Genomic DNA, 16,431 nt, shown 5'->3' with positions numbered 1-16,431 from the left:
AGAGGGGCGGTCACCCCGTTCGACGCGCGGGTGCGGCCTTCGGTTCGGCGGCGGCCCGTTCCGTGCCGTACAGCACACCCGCCAGGCCCATCCCGAGCAGCATCCCGAGGAGCTGGGCGGCGGCGTAGGCGGGCACCGAGGCGGGGGCGATGCCGGTGAACGAGTCGGTGAGGGAGCGGCCGACGGTGGCCGCCGGGTTGGCGAAGGAGCCGGAGGAGGTGAACCAGATCGCCGCGCCGATGTACCCGGCGACCGCGACCGGGGCCAGCTGGGGGCGGCCGATGTGCCGCAGGCCCTGGACGACGAGGACGAGCCCGGCGGTGGCGACCGCCTCGCCGAGCAGCAGATGGAGCGCGGCGCGCGGCTCGGTGGACCAGGAGCCGGGCGCCCGGCCGAACATCGCCTCGGCGAGCAGTGCTCCGGCGACGGCGCCGCTCACCTGGGCGGCGACATAGGCGAGGACCTCGCGGCCGCCCCGCTCGCGGCGGCGGGCCCACCACTCGGAGAGCGTGACGACCGGGTTGAAGTGGGCGCCGGAGAGCGGCGCGAGGAGCGCGATGAGCAGCCCGAGGCCGAGGGCGGAGGCGGCGGCGTTGGCGAGCAGCCGGACCCCGACGTCCTGGCTGAGGGAGTCGGCGCGGATGCCGGAGCCGACGATCACGGCGACGAGGGCGGCGGTGCCGGTGAACTCGGCGGTGGCGCGCCGGGGGAGCGACGCAGGGGACATTCTCATAGTGGAAAAGATATTCCGTGATTCGGAACGAAAAAAGGGGGGAGGGGAGGGGTGCGACTTCCGTACGATCCGACGGTGATCAACGACGAACTGCTGACCGCCGCGGTCCGGAACAACGCCGCCTGGTGCGCCGGCATGTGCCGGGCCCACGGCCTGGCCACCACCACCGGCCCCCGGGCCTGGACCAGCCCCCGGCGCACCCCGCTCTACTACCCCGACGCCGTCTCCCTCAGCGGGGACGCGACCGCAGCGGACGTCGTCACGGGCATCGACCTCACCGCGCCCGGCGCCTCCGTCAAGGACTCCTACGCCCGCCTCGACCTCACCGCCGACGGCTTCCGGCCGCTCTTCGACGCCACCTGGATCGGCCGCCGCGCCGGCGCCCCGGCCGGCCCCGGCGCCGCCTGGACCCGCGCCGCCACCCCCGAGGCGCTCGCCGCCTGGGCCGACGCCTGGAGCGGCGGCGACGCCGACGAGGCCGCCCTCTTCCGCCCCGCCCTCCTCGACGACCCGACCGTCACCGTCCTCGCCGTCCCCGGCCCCGACGGGCGGATCCTCGGCGGCGCCGTCCTCTCCACCGCCGCCGGTGCCACCGGCGTCTCCAACCTCTTCGCCGCCGACGGCACCGACCCGGCGCTCGTCTGGGCCGCCGCCCTGGCCGCCGCCGATCCCGCCCTCCCCGTCGTCGGCTACGAGTCCGGCGACGAACTGACCGCCGCCCTCGCCGCCGGCTTCGACGGGCTCGGCCCGCTCCGCGTCTGGCTCGCCTCCTGACAGCCGTCCCCACGCGCGCGTGAGCCCGGCGAAACACCGGCGTGCGGGTCATGGAAACCAGACGTGACCGCCGCGCAACGGGCAGGCAACCTGCCCCCGCCAGGATCGGTCCATGACGGAGCCGGACAGCACGTTCGCGGACGCCGCCGCCCTGCTGGGGCGGATCGTGGATCAGCTCGGACTCCAGCTCCGCCAGGTGCGTCCGTACGACGCCCCGGCGGGGAAGCCCGAGCAGGAGGTACGCCGCCCATGCAGCCGTTCACGCAGCTCCCCCGCCACCGCCCCGCCCTCGTGGCCGTCGGGCACGGCAGCCGCGACCCCCGCGCGCGTGCCACCCTCGCCCGGCTCCTCGACCGGGTGCGCGCCCTGCGCCCCGGCCTCGACGTCCGGCTCGCCCACATCGAGCTGAACGCGCCGCTCCTCGACGACACCCTCGCGGAACTCGCCGCCGAAGGGCGCGAGGCCGTGCTCGTCCCCCTCCTCCTCGCCCCCGGCTACCACGTCACCCACGACCTGCCCGCCGCCCTCGCCGCCGTCCCGGAGCTCCGGGCCCGCGTCGCCGCCCCGCTCGGCCCGCACCCGCTGCTCGTCGAGGCCCTCGCCGACCGGCTCGCCGAGGCCGGCTGGACGGCCGCCGACTCCGACTCCGCCGCCACCGGCGTCGTCCTCGCCTCCGCCGGCTCCCGCGACCCCCGCTCCGCCGCCACCCTCCGCCGGATCGCCGCCGCCCTCGGCGCGCGCCTCGGCGGCACCCCCGTCGTCGCCGCCTACGCCTCCGCCGCCGCCCCCACCGTCCCCGACGCCGTCGCGGCGCTCACCGCCCGCGGCCGGCACCGGGTCGCCGTCGCCTCCTGCTTCACCGCCCCCGGCCTCTTCGCCACCCGCTCCGCCGCCCACGCCCCCTGGATCGCCGCCGACCCGCTCGGCGCCCACCCGGCCCTCGCCCGCCTCGTCCTGCATCGCTACGACGGTGCCGCCCGGGCCCGCACCGCCCTCCCCGCCACCCCCGCGCGGGAACTCGCGTCCATCTGAACCCTTTTGTCGGTCCCTCCGGTTACCGTCGAGACATGGCAGGCTACGACGGCACCAGCGAGACCCCCGGGTACGACCCGACCGCCACCGAGCGCTGGGCGGCCGAGCCCGACAAGCGCCCCGGCCGCACCGCCTTCCAGCGCGACCGCGCCCGCGTGCTGCACTCCGCGGCCCTGCGCCGGCTCGCCGGGAAGACCCAGGTCGTCACCCCCGGCACCCGGGGCTACGCCTGGGACGCCAGCCCCCGCACCCGGCTCACCCACTCCCTCGAATGCGCCCAGGTCGGCCGCGAGCTCGGCGCCGCCCTCGGCTGCGACCCCGACCTCGTCGAAGCCGCCTGCCTCTCGCACGACATGGGCCACCCGCCCTTCGGGCACAACGGCGAACAGGCGCTCAACGACGTCGCCAAGGACTGCGGCGGCTTCGAGGGCAACGCCCAGTCGCTCCGCCTCCTCACCCGCATCGAGCCCAAGCGCTTCGTCACCGGCCCCGACGGCGAACCGGCCAGCGTCGGCCTCAACCTCACCCGCGCCGCGCTCGACGCCGCCACCAAGTACCCGTGGCGGCGCGGCGGCCACCCCACCGACCCCGGCTCCTCCAAGTTCGGCGTGTACGACGACGACCTCCCCGTCTTCGAGTGGATCCGGCGCGGCGCCCCCGAGCAGCGCAAGTGCTTCGAGGCCGAGGTCATGGACTGGTCCGACGACGTCGCCTACTCCGTCCACGACTTCGAGGACGGCCTGCACGCCGGCCACATCGACCCCAACCTCCTCTACGCCGAACCCGAGCGCGCCGACGTCTTCGCCGTCGCCATCGGCCGCTACGTCCCCGACGACACCGACCCCGCCGAACTCGCCGAAGCCCTCGACCGGCTCATCGACCAGCCGTGGTGGCCGCACGGCTACGACGGCTCCGCCGCCGCCCAGGCCCGCCTCAAGGACGCCACCAGCCAGCTCATCGGCCGCTTCTGCCTCGCCGCCGAGGGCGCCACCCGGCAGGCGTACGGCACCGGCCGCCTCACCCGCTACGGCGCCGAACTCGTCGTCCCCCGCCCCACCCGCAACGAGTGCGCCGTCCTCAAGGCCGTCGCCGACCGGTACGTGATGCAGCGCGCCGAACAGGAGGCGCTCCGCGCCGACCAGCGGATCGTCGTCGCCGAGCTCGCCGAGGCGCTCGTCGCCCGCGCCCCCGACGGCCTCGAACCGCAGTTCCGCGCCCTCTTCGTCGCCGCGCCCGACGACCGTTCCCGCAAGCGGGTGATCGTCGACCAGATCGCCAACCTCACCGACGCCTCCGCCCGCGCCCTCCACGACCGCCTCCGCACCCCGCGCGCGTAGGGGCCCGCCCCGGGCCGTTCGCCCCCTTTCGCCTTCCCGCGCCGTGCGGGACCCTCGCATGCACGTCCAGGGACGCTGCCGCCCGGCCCCGGCCCGGAGGCGTAGCGTAGGGAACCGGTCGCAACGAGGAGGAATCAACGTGGTCGACGCAGATCAGACCTTTGTCATCGTCGGCGGGGGCCTGGCCGGCGCCAAGGCGGCGGAGACGCTCCGCGCGGAGGGCTTCAACGGCCGGGTGATCCTCATCGGCGACGAACGCGACCACCCCTACGAACGCCCCCCGCTCTCCAAGGACTACCTGCTCGGCAAGAAGGACCGGGACGCCGCCCTCGTCCACGAGCCCGCCTGGTACGCGGCCCACGACGTCGAGCTCCGCCTCGGCCAGACCGTCACCGCCGTCGACCGGGACGCCCGCACCGTCCGCCTCGGCGACGGCACCGTCATCCGCTACGACAAGCTGCTCCTCGCCACCGGCTCCGAGCCGCGCCGCCTCGACATCCCCGGCACCGGCCTCGCCGGCGTCCACCACCTGCGCCGCCTCTCCCACTCCGAGCGGCTCCGCGACGAGCTCAAGGCCCTCGGCCGGGACAACGGCCACCTCGTCATCGCCGGCGCCGGCTGGATCGGCCTGGAGGTCGCCGCCGCCGCCCGCACCTACGGCGCCGAGGTCACCGTCGTCGAGGCCGACCCCACCCCGCTCCACCGGGTCCTCGGCCCCGAGCTCGGCCAGCTCTTCGCCGACCTCCACACCGAGCACGGCGTCCGCTTCCACTTCGGCGCCCGCATCACCGAGATCACCGGCCAGGACGGCATGGTCCTCGCCGTCCGCACCGACGACGGTGAGGAGCACCCCGCCCACGCCGTCCTCATCGCCATCGGCGCCGCCCCCCGCGCCGCCCTCGCCGAGAACGCCGGCCTCGCCCTCGTCGACCGCGCCGACGGCGGCGGCGTCGCCGTCGACGCCTCCCTGCGCACCTCCGACCCCGACATCTACGCGGCCGGCGACGTCGCCGCCTTCGACCACCCCTTCCTCCACCACCGCATCCGCGTCGAGCACTGGGCCAACGCCCTCAACGGCGGCCCCGCCGCCGCCCGCGCCATGCTCGGCCAGGACGTCTCCTACGACCGCATCCCGTACTTCTTCACCGACCAGTACGACCTCGGCATGGAGTACTCCGGCTGGGCCCCGCCCGGCAGCTACGACCAGGTCGTGGTCCGCGGCGACACCGGCAAGCGCGAGTTCCTCGCCTTCTGGCTGCACGAGGGCAGGGTGATCGCCGGGATGAACGTGAACGTGTGGGACGTCACAGAGCCGATCCAGAAGCTCATCCGCTCCCGCGCCACCGTGGATCCGGAGGCCCTCAGCGACCCCTCCGTGGCCCTGGAGAGCCTGCTCTGAACCGTTCGAACGAGCCGTAGACTCTACGCGTGGCAGGCAGGATCAACGATGACGACGTGAAGGCGGTCCGGGACGCGGTCCCGATCGACTCCGTGGTGTCCGAGTACCTCCAGCTCCGCAACGCCGGCGGCGGGAACCTCAAGGGACTCTGCCCCTTCCACGACGAGAAGTCGCCCTCCTTCCAGGTCAGCCCCAGCAAGGGACTCTTCCACTGCTTCGGCTGCCAGGAGGGCGGCGACACCATCGCCTTCGTGATGAAGATCGACCACCTCTCCTTCTCGGAGACGGTCGAGCGCCTCGCCGCCAAGGCCGGCATCACCCTCCGCTACGAGGAGGGCGGCTACAACCCCGGCCACCAGCGCGGCGAGCGCATCCGCCTGATCGAGGCCCACAAGATCGCCGCCGAGTACTACGCCGGCCAACTCGCCTCTCCCGAGGCCGAGATCGGCCGCCGGTTCCTCGCCGAGCGCGGCTTCGACCAGGCCGCCGCCGAGCACTTCGGCGTCGGCTACTCCCCGGCCGGCTGGGACCACCTCACCCGCTTCCTGCGCGGCAAGGGCTTCTCCGACCGGGAGCTGATCGTCTCCGGCCTCTCCCAGGAAGGCCGCCGCGGCCCCATCGACCGCTTCCGCGGCCGCCTGATGTGGCCGATCCGGGACGTCGGCGGCGAGATCGTCGGCTTCGGTGCCCGCCGCCTCCGCGACGACGACAACGGCCCCAAGTACCTCAACACCCCCGAGACCCCCGTCTACAAGAAGTCCCAGGTCCTCTACGGCATCGACCTCGCCAAGAAGGAGATCGCCAAGACCAGCCGGGCCGTCGTCGTCGAGGGCTACACCGACGTCATGGCCTGCCACCTGGCCGGCGTCACCACCGCCATCGCCACCTGCGGCACCGCCTTCGGCGGCGAGCACATCAAGATCCTCCGCCGGCTCCTCATGGACAACGGCTCGGCCCGCGTCATCTTCACCTTCGACGGCGACGCCGCCGGCCAGAAGGCCGCCCTGCGCGCCTTCGAGGACGACCAGAAGTTCGCCGCCGAGACGTACATCGCCATCGCCCCCGACGGCATGGACCCCTGCGAGCTGCGCCTCGCCAAGGGCGACGACGCCGTCGCCGACCTGGTCGAGCCCCGCACCCCGCTCTTCGAGTTCGCCCTCCGCCAGATCGTGAACCGCTACGACCTGGACACCCCGGCCGGCCGGGCCGCCGCCCTCGACGAGGCCGCCCCCGTCGTCGCCAAGATCAAGAACGTCGCCTCCCAGCACGAGGTCGCCGTCCAGCTCGCCGGACTCGTCGGCATCCTCGACACCCAGTTCGTCGTCCGCCGGGTCGCCCAGATCGCCCGCTGGCAGCGCGGCGGCGGCAAGGAGCAGGGCGGTCCCCAGCGCGGCGACGGCCGGCAGCAGCGCTCGTACGGCGAGGTCCAGGCCCCCCGCGGCCCCGCCGGACCCGCGCTCAACCTGCGCAGCCCCGCCCACCGCACCGAGCGCGAACTCCTCAAGCTCGCCCTCCAGTACCCGGCGCTGGTCTCCCCGGCCTTCGACGCCTACGGCATCGACGAGTTCACCGCCCCGCCCTACGCCGCCGTCCGCCAGTGCATCCAGGACGCCGGCGGCGCCGACGGGGCCCCCGCCGACTACCTCGACGCCGTCCGCGAGGCCGCGCCCGACGACACCGTCCGCGCCCTCGTCACCGAACTCGCCGTCGAGACGATCTTCGCCAAGACCATCGACGAGGTGTACGCCGGCGCCCAGCTGGTCCAGGTCCGCCTCCGCGCCGTCGACCGCCGCATCCGCGACGTCCAGGGCAGCCTCGCCCGGCTCGGCGCCCACGGCGACCAGGAGCGGCTGGCCGCCGTCCAGAACGAGCTCTGGATCCTCACCCAGTACGGGCAGTCCCTCCGCAACCACGGCGCCGCCGCCCTCTGACCCTCGGTGACCCGCCGGTCCCAAAAAGTCACCGCACGCCCCTCGTGGCGGCGATGTGTCGTACCCCACACTGGGCTGGGTGACGGAGCCGTTCCGCCCTTCCTGGAGGTCGCCCGCCGTGCAGACCGAGATCCAGACCACCGACCCGGACGAACTCCCCCCGCTCCCCGAACTCCCCGAGGTCCCGGAAGTCCCGGCCCAGCGCCGCCGCACCGCCGACACCGGCGGCAACGGCCCCTCCGCCGACCTCTTCCGCCAGTACCTCCGCGAGATCGGCCGCATCCCCCTCCTCACCGCCGAGGAGGAGGTCGACCTGGCCCGCCGGGTCGAGGCCGGCCTCTTCGCCGAGGAGAAGCTCGCCCGCACCCCCGACCTCGACTCGCAGCTCGCGTACGACCTCGACCGGCTCGTCGTCCTCGGCCGGATCGCCAAGCGGAGGCTGATCGAGGCCAACCTCCGGCTCGTCGTCTCCGTCGCCAAGCGGTACGTCGGCCGCGGCCTGACCATGCTCGACCTCGTCCAGGAGGGCAACCTCGGCCTCATCCGGGCCGTCGAGAAGTTCGACTACGCCCGCGGCTACAAGTTCTCCACCTACGCCACCTGGTGGATCCGCCAGGCGATGTCCCGGGCCCTCGCCGACCAGGCCCGGACCATCCGCGTCCCCGTCCACGTCGTCGAACTCATCAACCGGGTCATCCGCGTCCAGCGCCACCTGCTCCAGGAGCGCGGCTCCGAGCCCACCGCCGAGGAGGTCGCCGCCCACCTCGACCTCACCCCCGAACGGGTCCTCGACGTCCTCCGGCTCGCCCAGGAGCCGGTCTCCCTGCACACCCCCGTCGGCGAGGAGGAGGACGTCGACCTCGGCGACCTCATCGAGGACGGCGACGCCGCCTCGCCCGTCGAGTCCGCCGCCTTCCTGCTGCTCCGCCGCCACCTGGAGGACGTCCTCTCCACCCTCGGCGAGCGCGAGCGCAAGGTCGTCCAGCTCCGCTACGGCCTCGACGACGGCCGGCCCCGCACCCTGGAGGAGATAGGCCGCATCTTCGGCGTGACGCGCGAACGCATCCGCCAGATCGAGTCCAAGACCCTCTCCAAACTGCGCGACCACGCCTACGCGGACCAGCTGCGCGGCTACCTGGACTGACGCCGGCCGGCACGCGGAAGGGGCCCGCGCCGCTCCCCGGCACGGACCCCTCCCGGCGGAACCGGTGTCCCGGTCAGTCGACCTCCGCGACCGCCTCCGCGAACTGCGCCGCGTACAGCCGGGCGTAGGCACCGCCCGCGACGAGCAGCTCCTCGTGCGTGCCCTGCTCCACGATCGAGCCGTTCTCCATCACCAGGATCACGTCCGCGTCCCGGATGGTGGAGAGCCGGTGCGCGATCACGAAGGAGGTACGGCCCTGGGCCAGCCGGGCCATCGCCTTCTGGATCAGCACCTCGGTCCGGGTGTCCACCGAACTCGTCGCCTCGTCGAGGACCAGGATCACCGGGTCCGACAGGAACGCCCGGGCGATGGTGATCAGCTGCTTCTCGCCCGCGCTGACCGCCGCCCCGTCGTCGTCCACCACCGTGTCGTACCCCTCCGGCAGGGTGCGGACGAACCGGTCGGCGTGGGCCGCCCGCGCGGCCGCCTCGACCTCCGCCCGGGTCACCTCGCGGGTGGCGCCGTACGCGATGTTGTCGGCGATCGTCCCGCCGAAGAGCCAGGTGTCCTGGAGGACCATGCCGATCCCGGCCCGCAGCTCCTCCCGGGACATCGACGCGATGTCCGTGCCGTCCAGCGTGATCCGCCCGCCGGTCACCTCGTAGAACCGCATGAGGAGGTTGACCAGCGTCGTCTTGCCCGCGCCCGTCGGGCCGACGATCGCGACCGTCTGGCCCGGCTCCACGGTGAGCGACAGGTCCTCGATGAGCGGCTTGTCGGCCTCGTAGCGGAAGGACACGTGCTCCAGGGCCACCTTGCCCTTGAAGTCGCGCGGCTTCTCGGAGACCGGCGCGTCCGGCTCCTGCTCCTCCGCGTCGAGCAGCTCGAAGATCCGCTCCGCCGAGGCGACGCCCGACTGCACCAGGTTCGCCATCGACGCCACCTGCGTCAGCGGCATCGAGAACTGGCGCGAGTACTGGATGAACGCCTGCACGTCACCGATGGAGAGCGTGCCGCTCGCCACCCGCAGACCGCCGACCACCGCCACGAGCACGTAGTTGATGTTCGAGACGAAGAACATCACCGGCTGCATCATGCCGCTGTTGAACTGCGCCCGGAAACCGGCCTCGTACAGCGCCTCGTTCTGCTCCCGGAAGCCCTTCGCCGCCTCCTCCTGCCGGCCGAAGACCTTCACCAGCGTGTGCCCGGTGTACATCTCCTCCACGTGCGCGTTGAGCGCGCCCGTGGACTTCCACTGCTGGACGAAGTGCGGCTGCGACCGCTTGCCGATCCGCGCCGCGACCACCACCGACACCGGCACCGTCACCAGGGCGACGAGCGCGAGCAGCGGCGAGATCCAGAACATCATCGCCAGCACGCCGACGATCGTCAGCAGGGAGTTGATGAGCTGGCCCATCGACTGCTGGAGCGTCTGCGAGATGTTGTCGATGTCGTTGGTCGCCCGGGACAGCACCTCGCCGCGCTTCGCCCGGTCGAAGTAGGACAGCGGCAGCCGCGCCAGCTTCGTCTGCACGTCCTCGCGCATCCGGTACACGGTCCGGTTGATCACCTTGATCGACATCCGGGTGGAGACCAGCATCAGCAGCCCCGCCACCACGTACACCGCCAGCGCGAGCAGCAGCACCTCGCCGACCGCGCCGAAGTCGATGCCCTGCCCGGGCGTGAAGTCGACCCCGGACAGCATGTCGGCCATCCCGCCGTCGCCGTCCGCCCGCAGCCTCTCCAGGGCCTGCGCCTTCGTCACGCCCTCGGGCAGCTCCCGCCCGACGACGCCGGCGAAGACCAGGTCCGTCGCCCGGCCGAGGATCTTGGGGCCGACCACCGCACCCGCCACCGACAGCACGCCGGCGAGCAGCATCACCCACAGTGCGGTCCGCTCCGGCGCCAGCTGCCTCAGCAGCCGCTTCGACGACCCCCTGAAGTCCATCGACCGCTCACCCGGGGCGCCCCCGGCCATCATGCGTCCGCCAGGACCGGCCATCAGGCTGCCTCCGCCTCGGTCAGCTGGGAGAGCACGATCTCCCGGTACGTCTCGTTCCCCGCCATCAGCTCGTGGTGCCGCCCGGTGCCCACGACCCGGCCCTCGTCGAGGACCACGATCCGGTCGGCGTCCCGGATGGTCGACACCCGCTGGGCGACGATCACCACGGTCGCGTCCGAGGTCTCCTCCGCGAGCGCCGCCCGGAGCCGGGCGTCCGTCTCGTAGTCGAGCGCGGAGAACGAGTCGTCGAAGAGGTAGATCTCCGGCCGCTGCACCAGGGTCCGCGCGATCGCGAGCCGCTGCCGCTGGCCGCCGGAGACATTGGTGCCGCCCTGCGCCACCGGGGCCTCCAGGCCGCGCTCCAGCCTCCGTACGAAGTCGGCCGCCTGCGCCACCTCCAGGGCGTGCCACAGCTCCTCGTCGGTCGCGTCCGGGTTGCCGTACCGCAGGTTGGACGCCACCGTCCCCGAGAACAGGTACGGCTTCTGCGGGACGAGCCCGACGGTCCGCGCCATCAGCGACGGGTCCAGCTTCCGCACGTCCACCCCGTCGACCAGGACCTCGCCGCCGGTCACGTCGAACAGCCGCGGCACCAGGCCCAGCAGGGTCGACTTGCCGGAGCCGGTCGAGCCGATGATCGCGGTGGTCTCGCCGGGGCGGGCCACCAGCTCCACGTCCCGGAGCACGGACTCCTCGGCGCCCGGGTAGCGGAAGTCCGCCGCCCTGACCTCCAGGTGCCCGCGCCGGTCGAGCGTCGTCACCGGCTCGGCCGGCGGCACCACGCTCGTCGAGGTCGCGAGGACCTCCTCGATCCGCTCGGCGCAGACCTCGGCGCGCGGCACCATCATGAACATGAAGGTGGCCATCATGACCGCCATCACGATCTGCATCAGATAGGCGAGGAAGGCGGTCAGCGCGCCGATCTCCATCCCGCCGCTGTCGATGCGGTGCGCGCCGAACCAGACCACGGCCACGCTGGACACGTTCACCACCGTCATCACGGTCGGGAACATCAGCGCCATCAGCCGGCCCGTCGCCATCGACACGTCGGTCAGCTCGCCGTTGGAGCCCCGGAAGCGCTCCTCCTCGTACCCGTCCTTCACGAAGGCGCGGATCACCCGGTTGCCGGTGATCTGCTCGCGCAGCACCCGGTTCACCGTGTCGAGGCGCTCCTGCATGGTCCGGAAGAGCGGCCGCATCCGCTTCACGATCAGCGACACCGAGACGCCGAGCACCGGCACCACGGCGAGCAGCACACCGGAGAGCGGCACGTCCTGGCCGAGGGCCATCACGATGCCGCCGACGCACATGATGGGTGCGGAGACCATCAGGGTGAACGCCATCAGGACCAGCATCTGGACCTGCTGGACGTCGTTGGTCGTCCGGGTGATCAGCGACGGCGCGCCGAACTGGCCGAGCTCGCGCGCCGAGAAGGACTGGACCCGGTCGTAGACGGCGCCGCGCACGTCCCGGCCGACCGCGGAGGCGGTCCGGGCGCCGTAGTACACGGCTCCGATGTTGCACAGCACCTGGACCACGGACACGCCGATCATCAGCGCGCCGAACCGCAGGATGTAGCCGGTGTCGCCGTTGACGACGCCCTCGTCGATGATGTCGGCGTTCAGGGTGGGCAGGTAGAGGCTCGCGCAGGTCGCCAGGAACTGGAGCAGGACGAGCAGGGCGATGGGTTTTCGATAGGGCCGCAGGTGGGTTCGGAGAAGTCTTATGAGCACGGTTCCCACTATCGCCCTCGGGCCCGGACCGTTACGACCGCGTTTTGCGCGTGTCAGGCGTCGAACGCCCCCGGGTGGATCTGCTCCCGCGCCGCCACGTACTGCTGGCGCACCGCCTGGCCCACCGCCAGCTCGTCGCCCGGCTCCAGGATCTGCGCGGCGGCGCCCTGCCAGGCCGGGGGAGCGGACGGGGCGAGCGTCCCGCGGGCCACGCCCAGCGCCCAGGCGGCCTGCCGGGCGGCGCCCAGCGCCGCGTAGTCGGCCGGCTGGGGGACGACGACCTGCGCGCCGAACAGCGCGGGCGCCAGGGCCTGGACGGCGGGCAGCGCCGCCGCCGCGCCGAGCAGGAAGATCCGCCGGACCTCGACGCCCCGGCCGCGCACCACGTCCAGGGCGTCGCCGAGCCCGCACAGCATGCCCTCGAAGGCGGCCCGCGCCAGGTGCTCGGGCTTCATCGCCTCGCGGCGCAGTCCGGTGAGGGTGCCGGCGGTGTGCGGCAGGTGGGGGGTCCGCTCGCCCTCCAGGTAGGGGAGGAGCACCAGCCCGGAGGAGCCCGGGGTGGACTTCAGGGCCAGCGCGGAGAGTTCGTCCAGCGACTCCGCGCCCAGCATCTCGGCGGTGCCGCGCAGGGTCCGGACCGCGTTGGTGACGGAGACGACCGGCAGGTGCATGCCGGTGGCGTCGGCGTACGAGGTGACGGCGGCGCCGGGCCGGTCCACGGCCTGGTGGTGGACGGCCATGACGGAGCCGGAGGCGCCGAGCGAGACGACGGCGTCGCCGGCGCCGAGCCCGAGCCCGAAGGCGGCGGCCATGGTCTCGCCGGTGCCGGCGGAGATCAGCAGCCCCTCGGGGGTGGTGCCGGCGGGCTCGGCGGGGCCGAGCACCTCGGGCAGCGCGGCGGCCTGCCCGAGCGCCAGCTCGACGAGGTCGGGGCGGTAGGCGCCGGTGCGGGCGGACCAGTAGCCGGTGCCGGAGGCGGCGCCGCGGTCGGTGGTGCGGCGGGCGGGGCGGCCGAGGAGCTGCCAGACCAGCCAGTCGTGCGGCTGGAGGACGGCGGCGGTCCGCGCCGCGTGCTCGGGTTCGGTACGGGCCAGCCAGCGCAGCTTCGCGACCGGCAGCCCGGACTGGGGGACGGTGCCGACGGCCTCGGCCCAGGCGTCGCGCCCGCCGAGCGCGTCGACGAGGTCGGCGGCGGCGACCTGGGCCCGCTTGTCGTTGCCGACCAGCGCGGGCCGCACCAGGCCGCCCCGGTCGTCGAGCGGCACGACGCCGTGCGCCTGCGCGCAGACGCCGATGGCCTCCACGCCTTCGAGGAGACCGCCGGTCGCGGCCTCCCCGAGCGAGAGCAGCCATGCCTGCGGGTCGACGTCGGTGGCCTTGGCGTCGACCGGGTGCGGGGCATGCCCGTGCCTCAGTACGGCGCCCGTGTCCGTGTCACAGACGACGATGCGCGTGGCGTCCGAAGAGCTGTCGAGTCCGGCGACTATCCCCATGACACCCGATTCTGCCGCACGCGGGGCCGGTGCGGGGCGGTCACGTGTTGCTGGTCCCCCAGTCGTCGTCCTCGGCGACCTGCCCGTTGGCGTGGGCGCGTCCGCGGAGGGCGGGCACCCGGTCGGTGACGGAGGCCGGCAGGTGGTCGCCCACCTTGTCGCCGACCACGTGCGCGGCCTTCCCGGCGTACTGCCGGCCGGTCTGCGCGGCGGACTCGGCGGCGTTCCGCACGGCCGGGTTCTGCGCGAAGTCCTTGGTGGCCTTCTTCATCCGCTCGTACCGCTCGCGCCCGGCGCGCGTTCCGATCACGTAACCGAGCGCGAGACCCGCGGCGAACGTCAGCTTGTACCGCACGCTGCGATCCTTCCCTGGTGGGCCCTGGGGATGTCCTGGGGATACCGATTGGCGGAGCACCCCCCTGCTTGCGCTAATGTATGTCTCGCAGCGAGCGACCGCCGCCCGGGACGACCGGGGCACGACCGTTCGGTGCACCGCAGCAATCCCCTGTAGCTCAATTGGCAGAGCAGCCGGCTGTTAACCGGCAGGTTACTGGTTCGAGTCCAGTCGGGGGAGCGCGATCCCCTGTAGCTCAATTGGCAGAGCATTCGGCTGTTAACCGGAGGGTTACTGGTTCGAGTCCAGTCGGGGGAGCAGATCGGAAAAGGACCCTCAGGGGTCCTTTTTCGCGTTCCCGGGAACCATCCGTTCCCCACCGTGGTCTTCATGGTCGAGCGGACCCGGTCGTACCGATCACCCGGAGCAGGAGATCGTATGAGCGGCTATGCTGCGGCAGGACGGCGCGCACACTTGTACGCGCGTCGCCGCGAGGGGCGGTAGCTCAGCCGGTTAGAGCAGCGGACTCATAATCCGTCGGCCGTGGGTTCGAGTCCCACCCGCCCCACCACAGCCCGTGGACGCAGGAAGGTTTCTCCGTGACCACGGGCTTCTCGCTTCCACGGTGCACCGGTCGTGACGCGCATCACGGCAGCGACACGCCCGGAGCCACCCGGACGCCTCAGTCCACGCGGAAGGCGACGCGGACCCTGTCGTCCGCCGGGATCACGAGCACGCTGCCGCCCTGCTCGGACCAGTTCTCGGGGATGAGGAACATCCGGCCGTTCACCTCCGCGAGGAGGCGCAGGCCCTCGTACCGGTAGCGGAACCGCTGCGGGTGGTCGGCGACGGGCAGGACGGTCTCGCGAGCCTGCCGGGGCGGGAAGTGGAGCCGCTCCGCCGTGTCGACGGTCACCGCCGGGCGCAGCCACAGACGGCGCGCCAGATAACGGGCCTCGTCGTCGCCGTGCTGCTTCGCGTACGCGTGGACCGCCCAGAAGGACGACAGGCCGACCAGCGCGGCGACGAGCGTCAGCGCCAGCCGCTCGCGCGCCACCGGGTAGTCGGCGCCGTTCAGCTTGAAGAACAGGGCCCTGCCGTACACGACCAGCACCAGTCCGCCGCCGAGCAGCAGCGGGGTGTCCATCGCCCCGGCGTCCCACGCGCCGAGCCCGCCGAGCATGCCGAGAACGAAGAGGACCACGCCGCAGGCCGAGAGCAGATACGGCGCGAACCGGCCGCCGGCCGGCAGGCGGCCGCCCCTGGCTCCCAGCGCGCGTGCCGCGTAGTAGACCAGGACGGCGGCCAGCGCGACGGTGAGCGCGACGCCTGCGGGCACGTAGAGGGCGCTCGCGCTGCGCAGCGCGTAGTCCTGGGTGGAGAAGCCGAGGGTCGCCGCGTCGACGCCGAAGTGCGCGTATTGGGCGTCGGTGAAGGCGAAGCCGAAGTACAGCAGCAGGGCGCCGATGAAGGTGGTCGGGCCGAGCAGCGTGGCGAGCGTGACGGCCCAGTTGCTCCAGGGGCGCCCGTCGCCGCCGGAATCCCCCTCGCTCGCGGGGCCTTCGTCGTCCCCCCGGTTCCCTTCGGTCATACGACCCCCTTCGCTCGGGCGGCTCAGTCGAACCCGCCGGACTCGCCGGTGCCCCCGTCGGCGGTCTCCCCGGTGGTCTCGCCGGTGGTTTCCCCGGTGGTCGTTTCGCCGGTGGTCGTCTCCCCGGTGGTGGTCTCGCCCGTGGTCGTTTCCCCGGTGGTGGTCTCGCCCGTGGTCATTTCCCCGGTGGTCGTTTCGCCGGTGGTCGTCTCCCCGGTGGTCGTTTCGCCCGTGGTGGTCTCGCCCGTCGTCGTCTCCCCGGTTGTTTCGTCGGTGGTCTCGCCGGTGGGGGTCACTTGCGCGGTGAGCGAGTCCTTGTCCTCACCCCTGAACCCGCCCTCGTCCCGAAGGGTCACGCAGATGATGCGCGGCTCGTTGGAGGTCACGTCTCCCTGTCCCTCGGGGAAATCGAAGGGCACGCTGAAGGCTTTCCCCAGCGTATGCGGCGGGACGGTGACGGTCTGGCTCGACGGGCTCATGGGCTGGGGGTTCCCGTCCGGCGAGCAGTCCACGGCCGCGACCGTGCCCACGTACGGTTCGGACGAGGGGTTCTCCACGAACTTCTCGTAGACCTCCGGAAAGAAGCCGCCGAAGGCGTCGGAGAGCCGGCCCGCGCGGCTGAAGTTTCCGCTGTCCTTCTCCTGCCTCCGCCGCTCCTGCGCGTCCTCCTCCGTGTCGCCTCCCCCCGTCGTCCCGGCGGACTCCGTGCCGCCGGTGGGATCCGAGGTGACGCCGCTCTCGGCGGTCCGGTCCTCGTCCTCCGACCCGGAGGAGCAGCCGGTCAGCGGGGCGGCCCCCGTGCAGAGGAGAACGAGCGCGAGGAGCGCGCCCCTGGTCCTGCTCCGACGACGAGTCGTCCGGACGCGCATGGAGCCTCCCTATCCGGGGCTGTCGGTGCGGACTGCATCCGGCCCGTTTCCCTCGGCAG

Annotated in this window: 13 protein-coding genes and 3 tRNA genes; 9 read left to right on the top strand and 7 right to left on the bottom strand. The window is 73.1% G+C overall.

What is annotated here, in order from left to right; translation table 11 throughout:
* Positions 1 to 10: 10 nt before the first annotated feature.
* A complete protein-coding gene (locus tag IF73_RS0107925; RefSeq protein ID WP_037878554.1) occupies positions 11 to 733 on the bottom strand; it encodes an aquaporin in 723 nt (240 codons plus the stop codon).
* Positions 734 to 808: 75 nt separating this feature from the next.
* Between IF73_RS0107925 and IF73_RS0107920 the strand changes: the two genes are divergently transcribed.
* The 6 genes from IF73_RS0107920 (at position 809) to IF73_RS0107895 (ending at position 8,350) form a co-directional block, all read left to right on the top strand.
* Positions 809 to 1,507, top strand: coding sequence for a hypothetical protein (locus IF73_RS0107920; RefSeq protein WP_324616071.1), 699 nt, complete (start codon positions 809 to 811; stop codon positions 1,505 to 1,507).
* A 249-nt stretch (positions 1,508 to 1,756) separates the two neighbouring features.
* Positions 1,757 to 2,539, top strand: a complete 783-nt coding sequence (locus IF73_RS0107915; protein ID WP_031004938.1) for a sirohydrochlorin chelatase — start codon at positions 1,757 to 1,759, stop codon at positions 2,537 to 2,539.
* Between the two features lie 35 nt (positions 2,540 to 2,574).
* Positions 2,575 to 3,876, top strand: a complete 1,302-nt coding sequence (locus IF73_RS0107910) for a deoxyguanosinetriphosphate triphosphohydrolase (RefSeq protein WP_031004936.1) — start codon at positions 2,575 to 2,577, stop codon at positions 3,874 to 3,876.
* A 139-nt stretch (positions 3,877 to 4,015) separates the two neighbouring features.
* A complete protein-coding gene (locus IF73_RS0107905) occupies positions 4,016 to 5,275 on the top strand; it encodes an NAD(P)/FAD-dependent oxidoreductase (protein WP_031004934.1) in 1,260 nt (419 codons plus the stop codon).
* A 29-nt stretch (positions 5,276 to 5,304) separates the two neighbouring features.
* Complete coding sequence (gene dnaG / locus IF73_RS0107900) at positions 5,305 to 7,206, top strand: DNA primase (protein ID WP_031004932.1); 1,902 nt, start codon at positions 5,305 to 5,307, stop codon at positions 7,204 to 7,206.
* A gap of 118 nt (positions 7,207 to 7,324) precedes the next feature.
* Positions 7,325 to 8,350 (top strand): RNA polymerase sigma factor, encoded by a 1,026-nt coding sequence (locus IF73_RS0107895; RefSeq protein ID WP_031004930.1) that lies wholly within the window; start codon positions 7,325 to 7,327, stop codon positions 8,348 to 8,350.
* 73 nt (positions 8,351 to 8,423) lie between these two features.
* On the opposite strand, the gene IF73_RS0107890 is transcribed toward IF73_RS0107895, so the two are convergent.
* From IF73_RS0107890 to IF73_RS0107875, 4 genes are read right to left on the bottom strand one after another with little or no spacing between them, the layout of a single operon-like run.
* Positions 8,424 to 10,352 (bottom strand): ABC transporter ATP-binding protein, encoded by a 1,929-nt coding sequence (locus tag IF73_RS0107890; protein WP_031004928.1) that lies wholly within the window; start codon positions 10,350 to 10,352, stop codon positions 8,424 to 8,426.
* Positions 10,352 to 12,085, bottom strand: coding sequence for an ABC transporter ATP-binding protein (locus tag IF73_RS0107885; RefSeq protein ID WP_031004926.1), 1,734 nt, complete (start codon positions 12,083 to 12,085; stop codon positions 10,352 to 10,354). The genes IF73_RS0107890 and IF73_RS0107885 overlap by 1 nt, the downstream gene beginning before the upstream one ends.
* Before the next feature lie 53 nt (positions 12,086 to 12,138).
* Complete coding sequence (locus tag IF73_RS0107880) at positions 12,139 to 13,578, bottom strand: FGGY family carbohydrate kinase (protein WP_031004924.1); 1,440 nt, start codon at positions 13,576 to 13,578, stop codon at positions 12,139 to 12,141.
* Between the two features lie 40 nt (positions 13,579 to 13,618).
* The gene (locus tag IF73_RS0107875) at positions 13,619 to 13,933 is read right to left on the bottom strand and encodes a hypothetical protein (RefSeq protein WP_031004922.1); all 315 of its coding nucleotides are present in this window, start codon (positions 13,931 to 13,933) and stop codon (positions 13,619 to 13,621) included.
* A gap of 146 nt (positions 13,934 to 14,079) precedes the next feature.
* On the opposite strand from IF73_RS0107875, the gene IF73_RS0107870 reads away from it, so the two are divergent.
* The 3 genes from IF73_RS0107870 to IF73_RS0107860 all read left to right on the top strand — a co-directional run bounded on the left by IF73_RS0107870 (position 14,080) and on the right by IF73_RS0107860 (position 14,483).
* Positions 14,080 to 14,152: transfer RNA gene (locus IF73_RS0107870), tRNA-Asn, on the top strand.
* A gap of 5 nt (positions 14,153 to 14,157) precedes the next feature.
* Positions 14,158 to 14,230 (top strand) — tRNA-Asn (locus IF73_RS0107865).
* 176 nt (positions 14,231 to 14,406) lie between these two features.
* A tRNA-Ile gene (locus IF73_RS0107860) sits at positions 14,407 to 14,483 on the top strand.
* 111 nt (positions 14,484 to 14,594) lie between these two features.
* On the opposite strand, the gene IF73_RS37550 is transcribed toward IF73_RS0107860, so the two are convergent.
* Together IF73_RS37550 and IF73_RS41400 are read right to left on the bottom strand one after the other, a co-directional pair.
* The gene (locus IF73_RS37550; protein ID WP_037878550.1) at positions 14,595 to 15,503 is read right to left on the bottom strand and encodes a hypothetical protein; all 909 of its coding nucleotides are present in this window, start codon (positions 15,501 to 15,503) and stop codon (positions 14,595 to 14,597) included.
* Positions 15,504 to 15,526: 23 nt separating this feature from the next.
* Positions 15,527 to 16,372 (bottom strand): hypothetical protein, encoded by an 846-nt coding sequence (locus IF73_RS41400; RefSeq protein WP_199806625.1) that lies wholly within the window; start codon positions 16,370 to 16,372, stop codon positions 15,527 to 15,529.
* Between the last annotated feature and the right edge of the window lie 59 nt (positions 16,373 to 16,431).

The organism is Streptomyces sp. NRRL F-5727 (assembly GCF_000719555.1).
Taxonomy (GTDB): domain Bacteria; phylum Actinomycetota; class Actinomycetes; order Streptomycetales; family Streptomycetaceae; genus Streptomyces.
This window is presented reverse-complemented; position numbering and strand designations above follow the sequence as displayed.

What these genes read in the sequence shown, in the direction of transcription:
- IF73_RS0107890 (WP_031004928.1), bottom strand. Translation starts at nt 10,352, where the DNA reads ATGGCCGGTCCTGGCGGACGCATGATGGCCGGGGGCGCCCCGGGTGAG.
- IF73_RS0107925 (WP_037878554.1), bottom strand. Translation starts at nt 733, where the DNA reads ATGAGAATGTCCCCTGCGTCGCTCCCCCGGCGCGCCACCGCCGAGTTC.
- IF73_RS0107880 (WP_031004924.1), bottom strand. Translation starts at nt 13,578, where the DNA reads ATGGGGATAGTCGCCGGACTCGACAGCTCTTCGGACGCCACGCGCATC.
- IF73_RS37550 (WP_037878550.1), bottom strand. Translation starts at nt 15,503, where the DNA reads ATGACCGAAGGGAACCGGGGGGACGACGAAGGCCCCGCGAGCGAGGGG.
- IF73_RS41400 (WP_199806625.1), bottom strand. Translation starts at nt 16,372, where the DNA reads ATGCGCGTCCGGACGACTCGTCGTCGGAGCAGGACCAGGGGCGCGCTC.
- IF73_RS0107910 (WP_031004936.1), top strand. Translation starts at nt 2,575, where the DNA reads ATGGCAGGCTACGACGGCACCAGCGAGACCCCCGGGTACGACCCGACC.
- IF73_RS0107915 (WP_031004938.1), top strand. Translation starts at nt 1,757, where the DNA reads ATGCAGCCGTTCACGCAGCTCCCCCGCCACCGCCCCGCCCTCGTGGCC.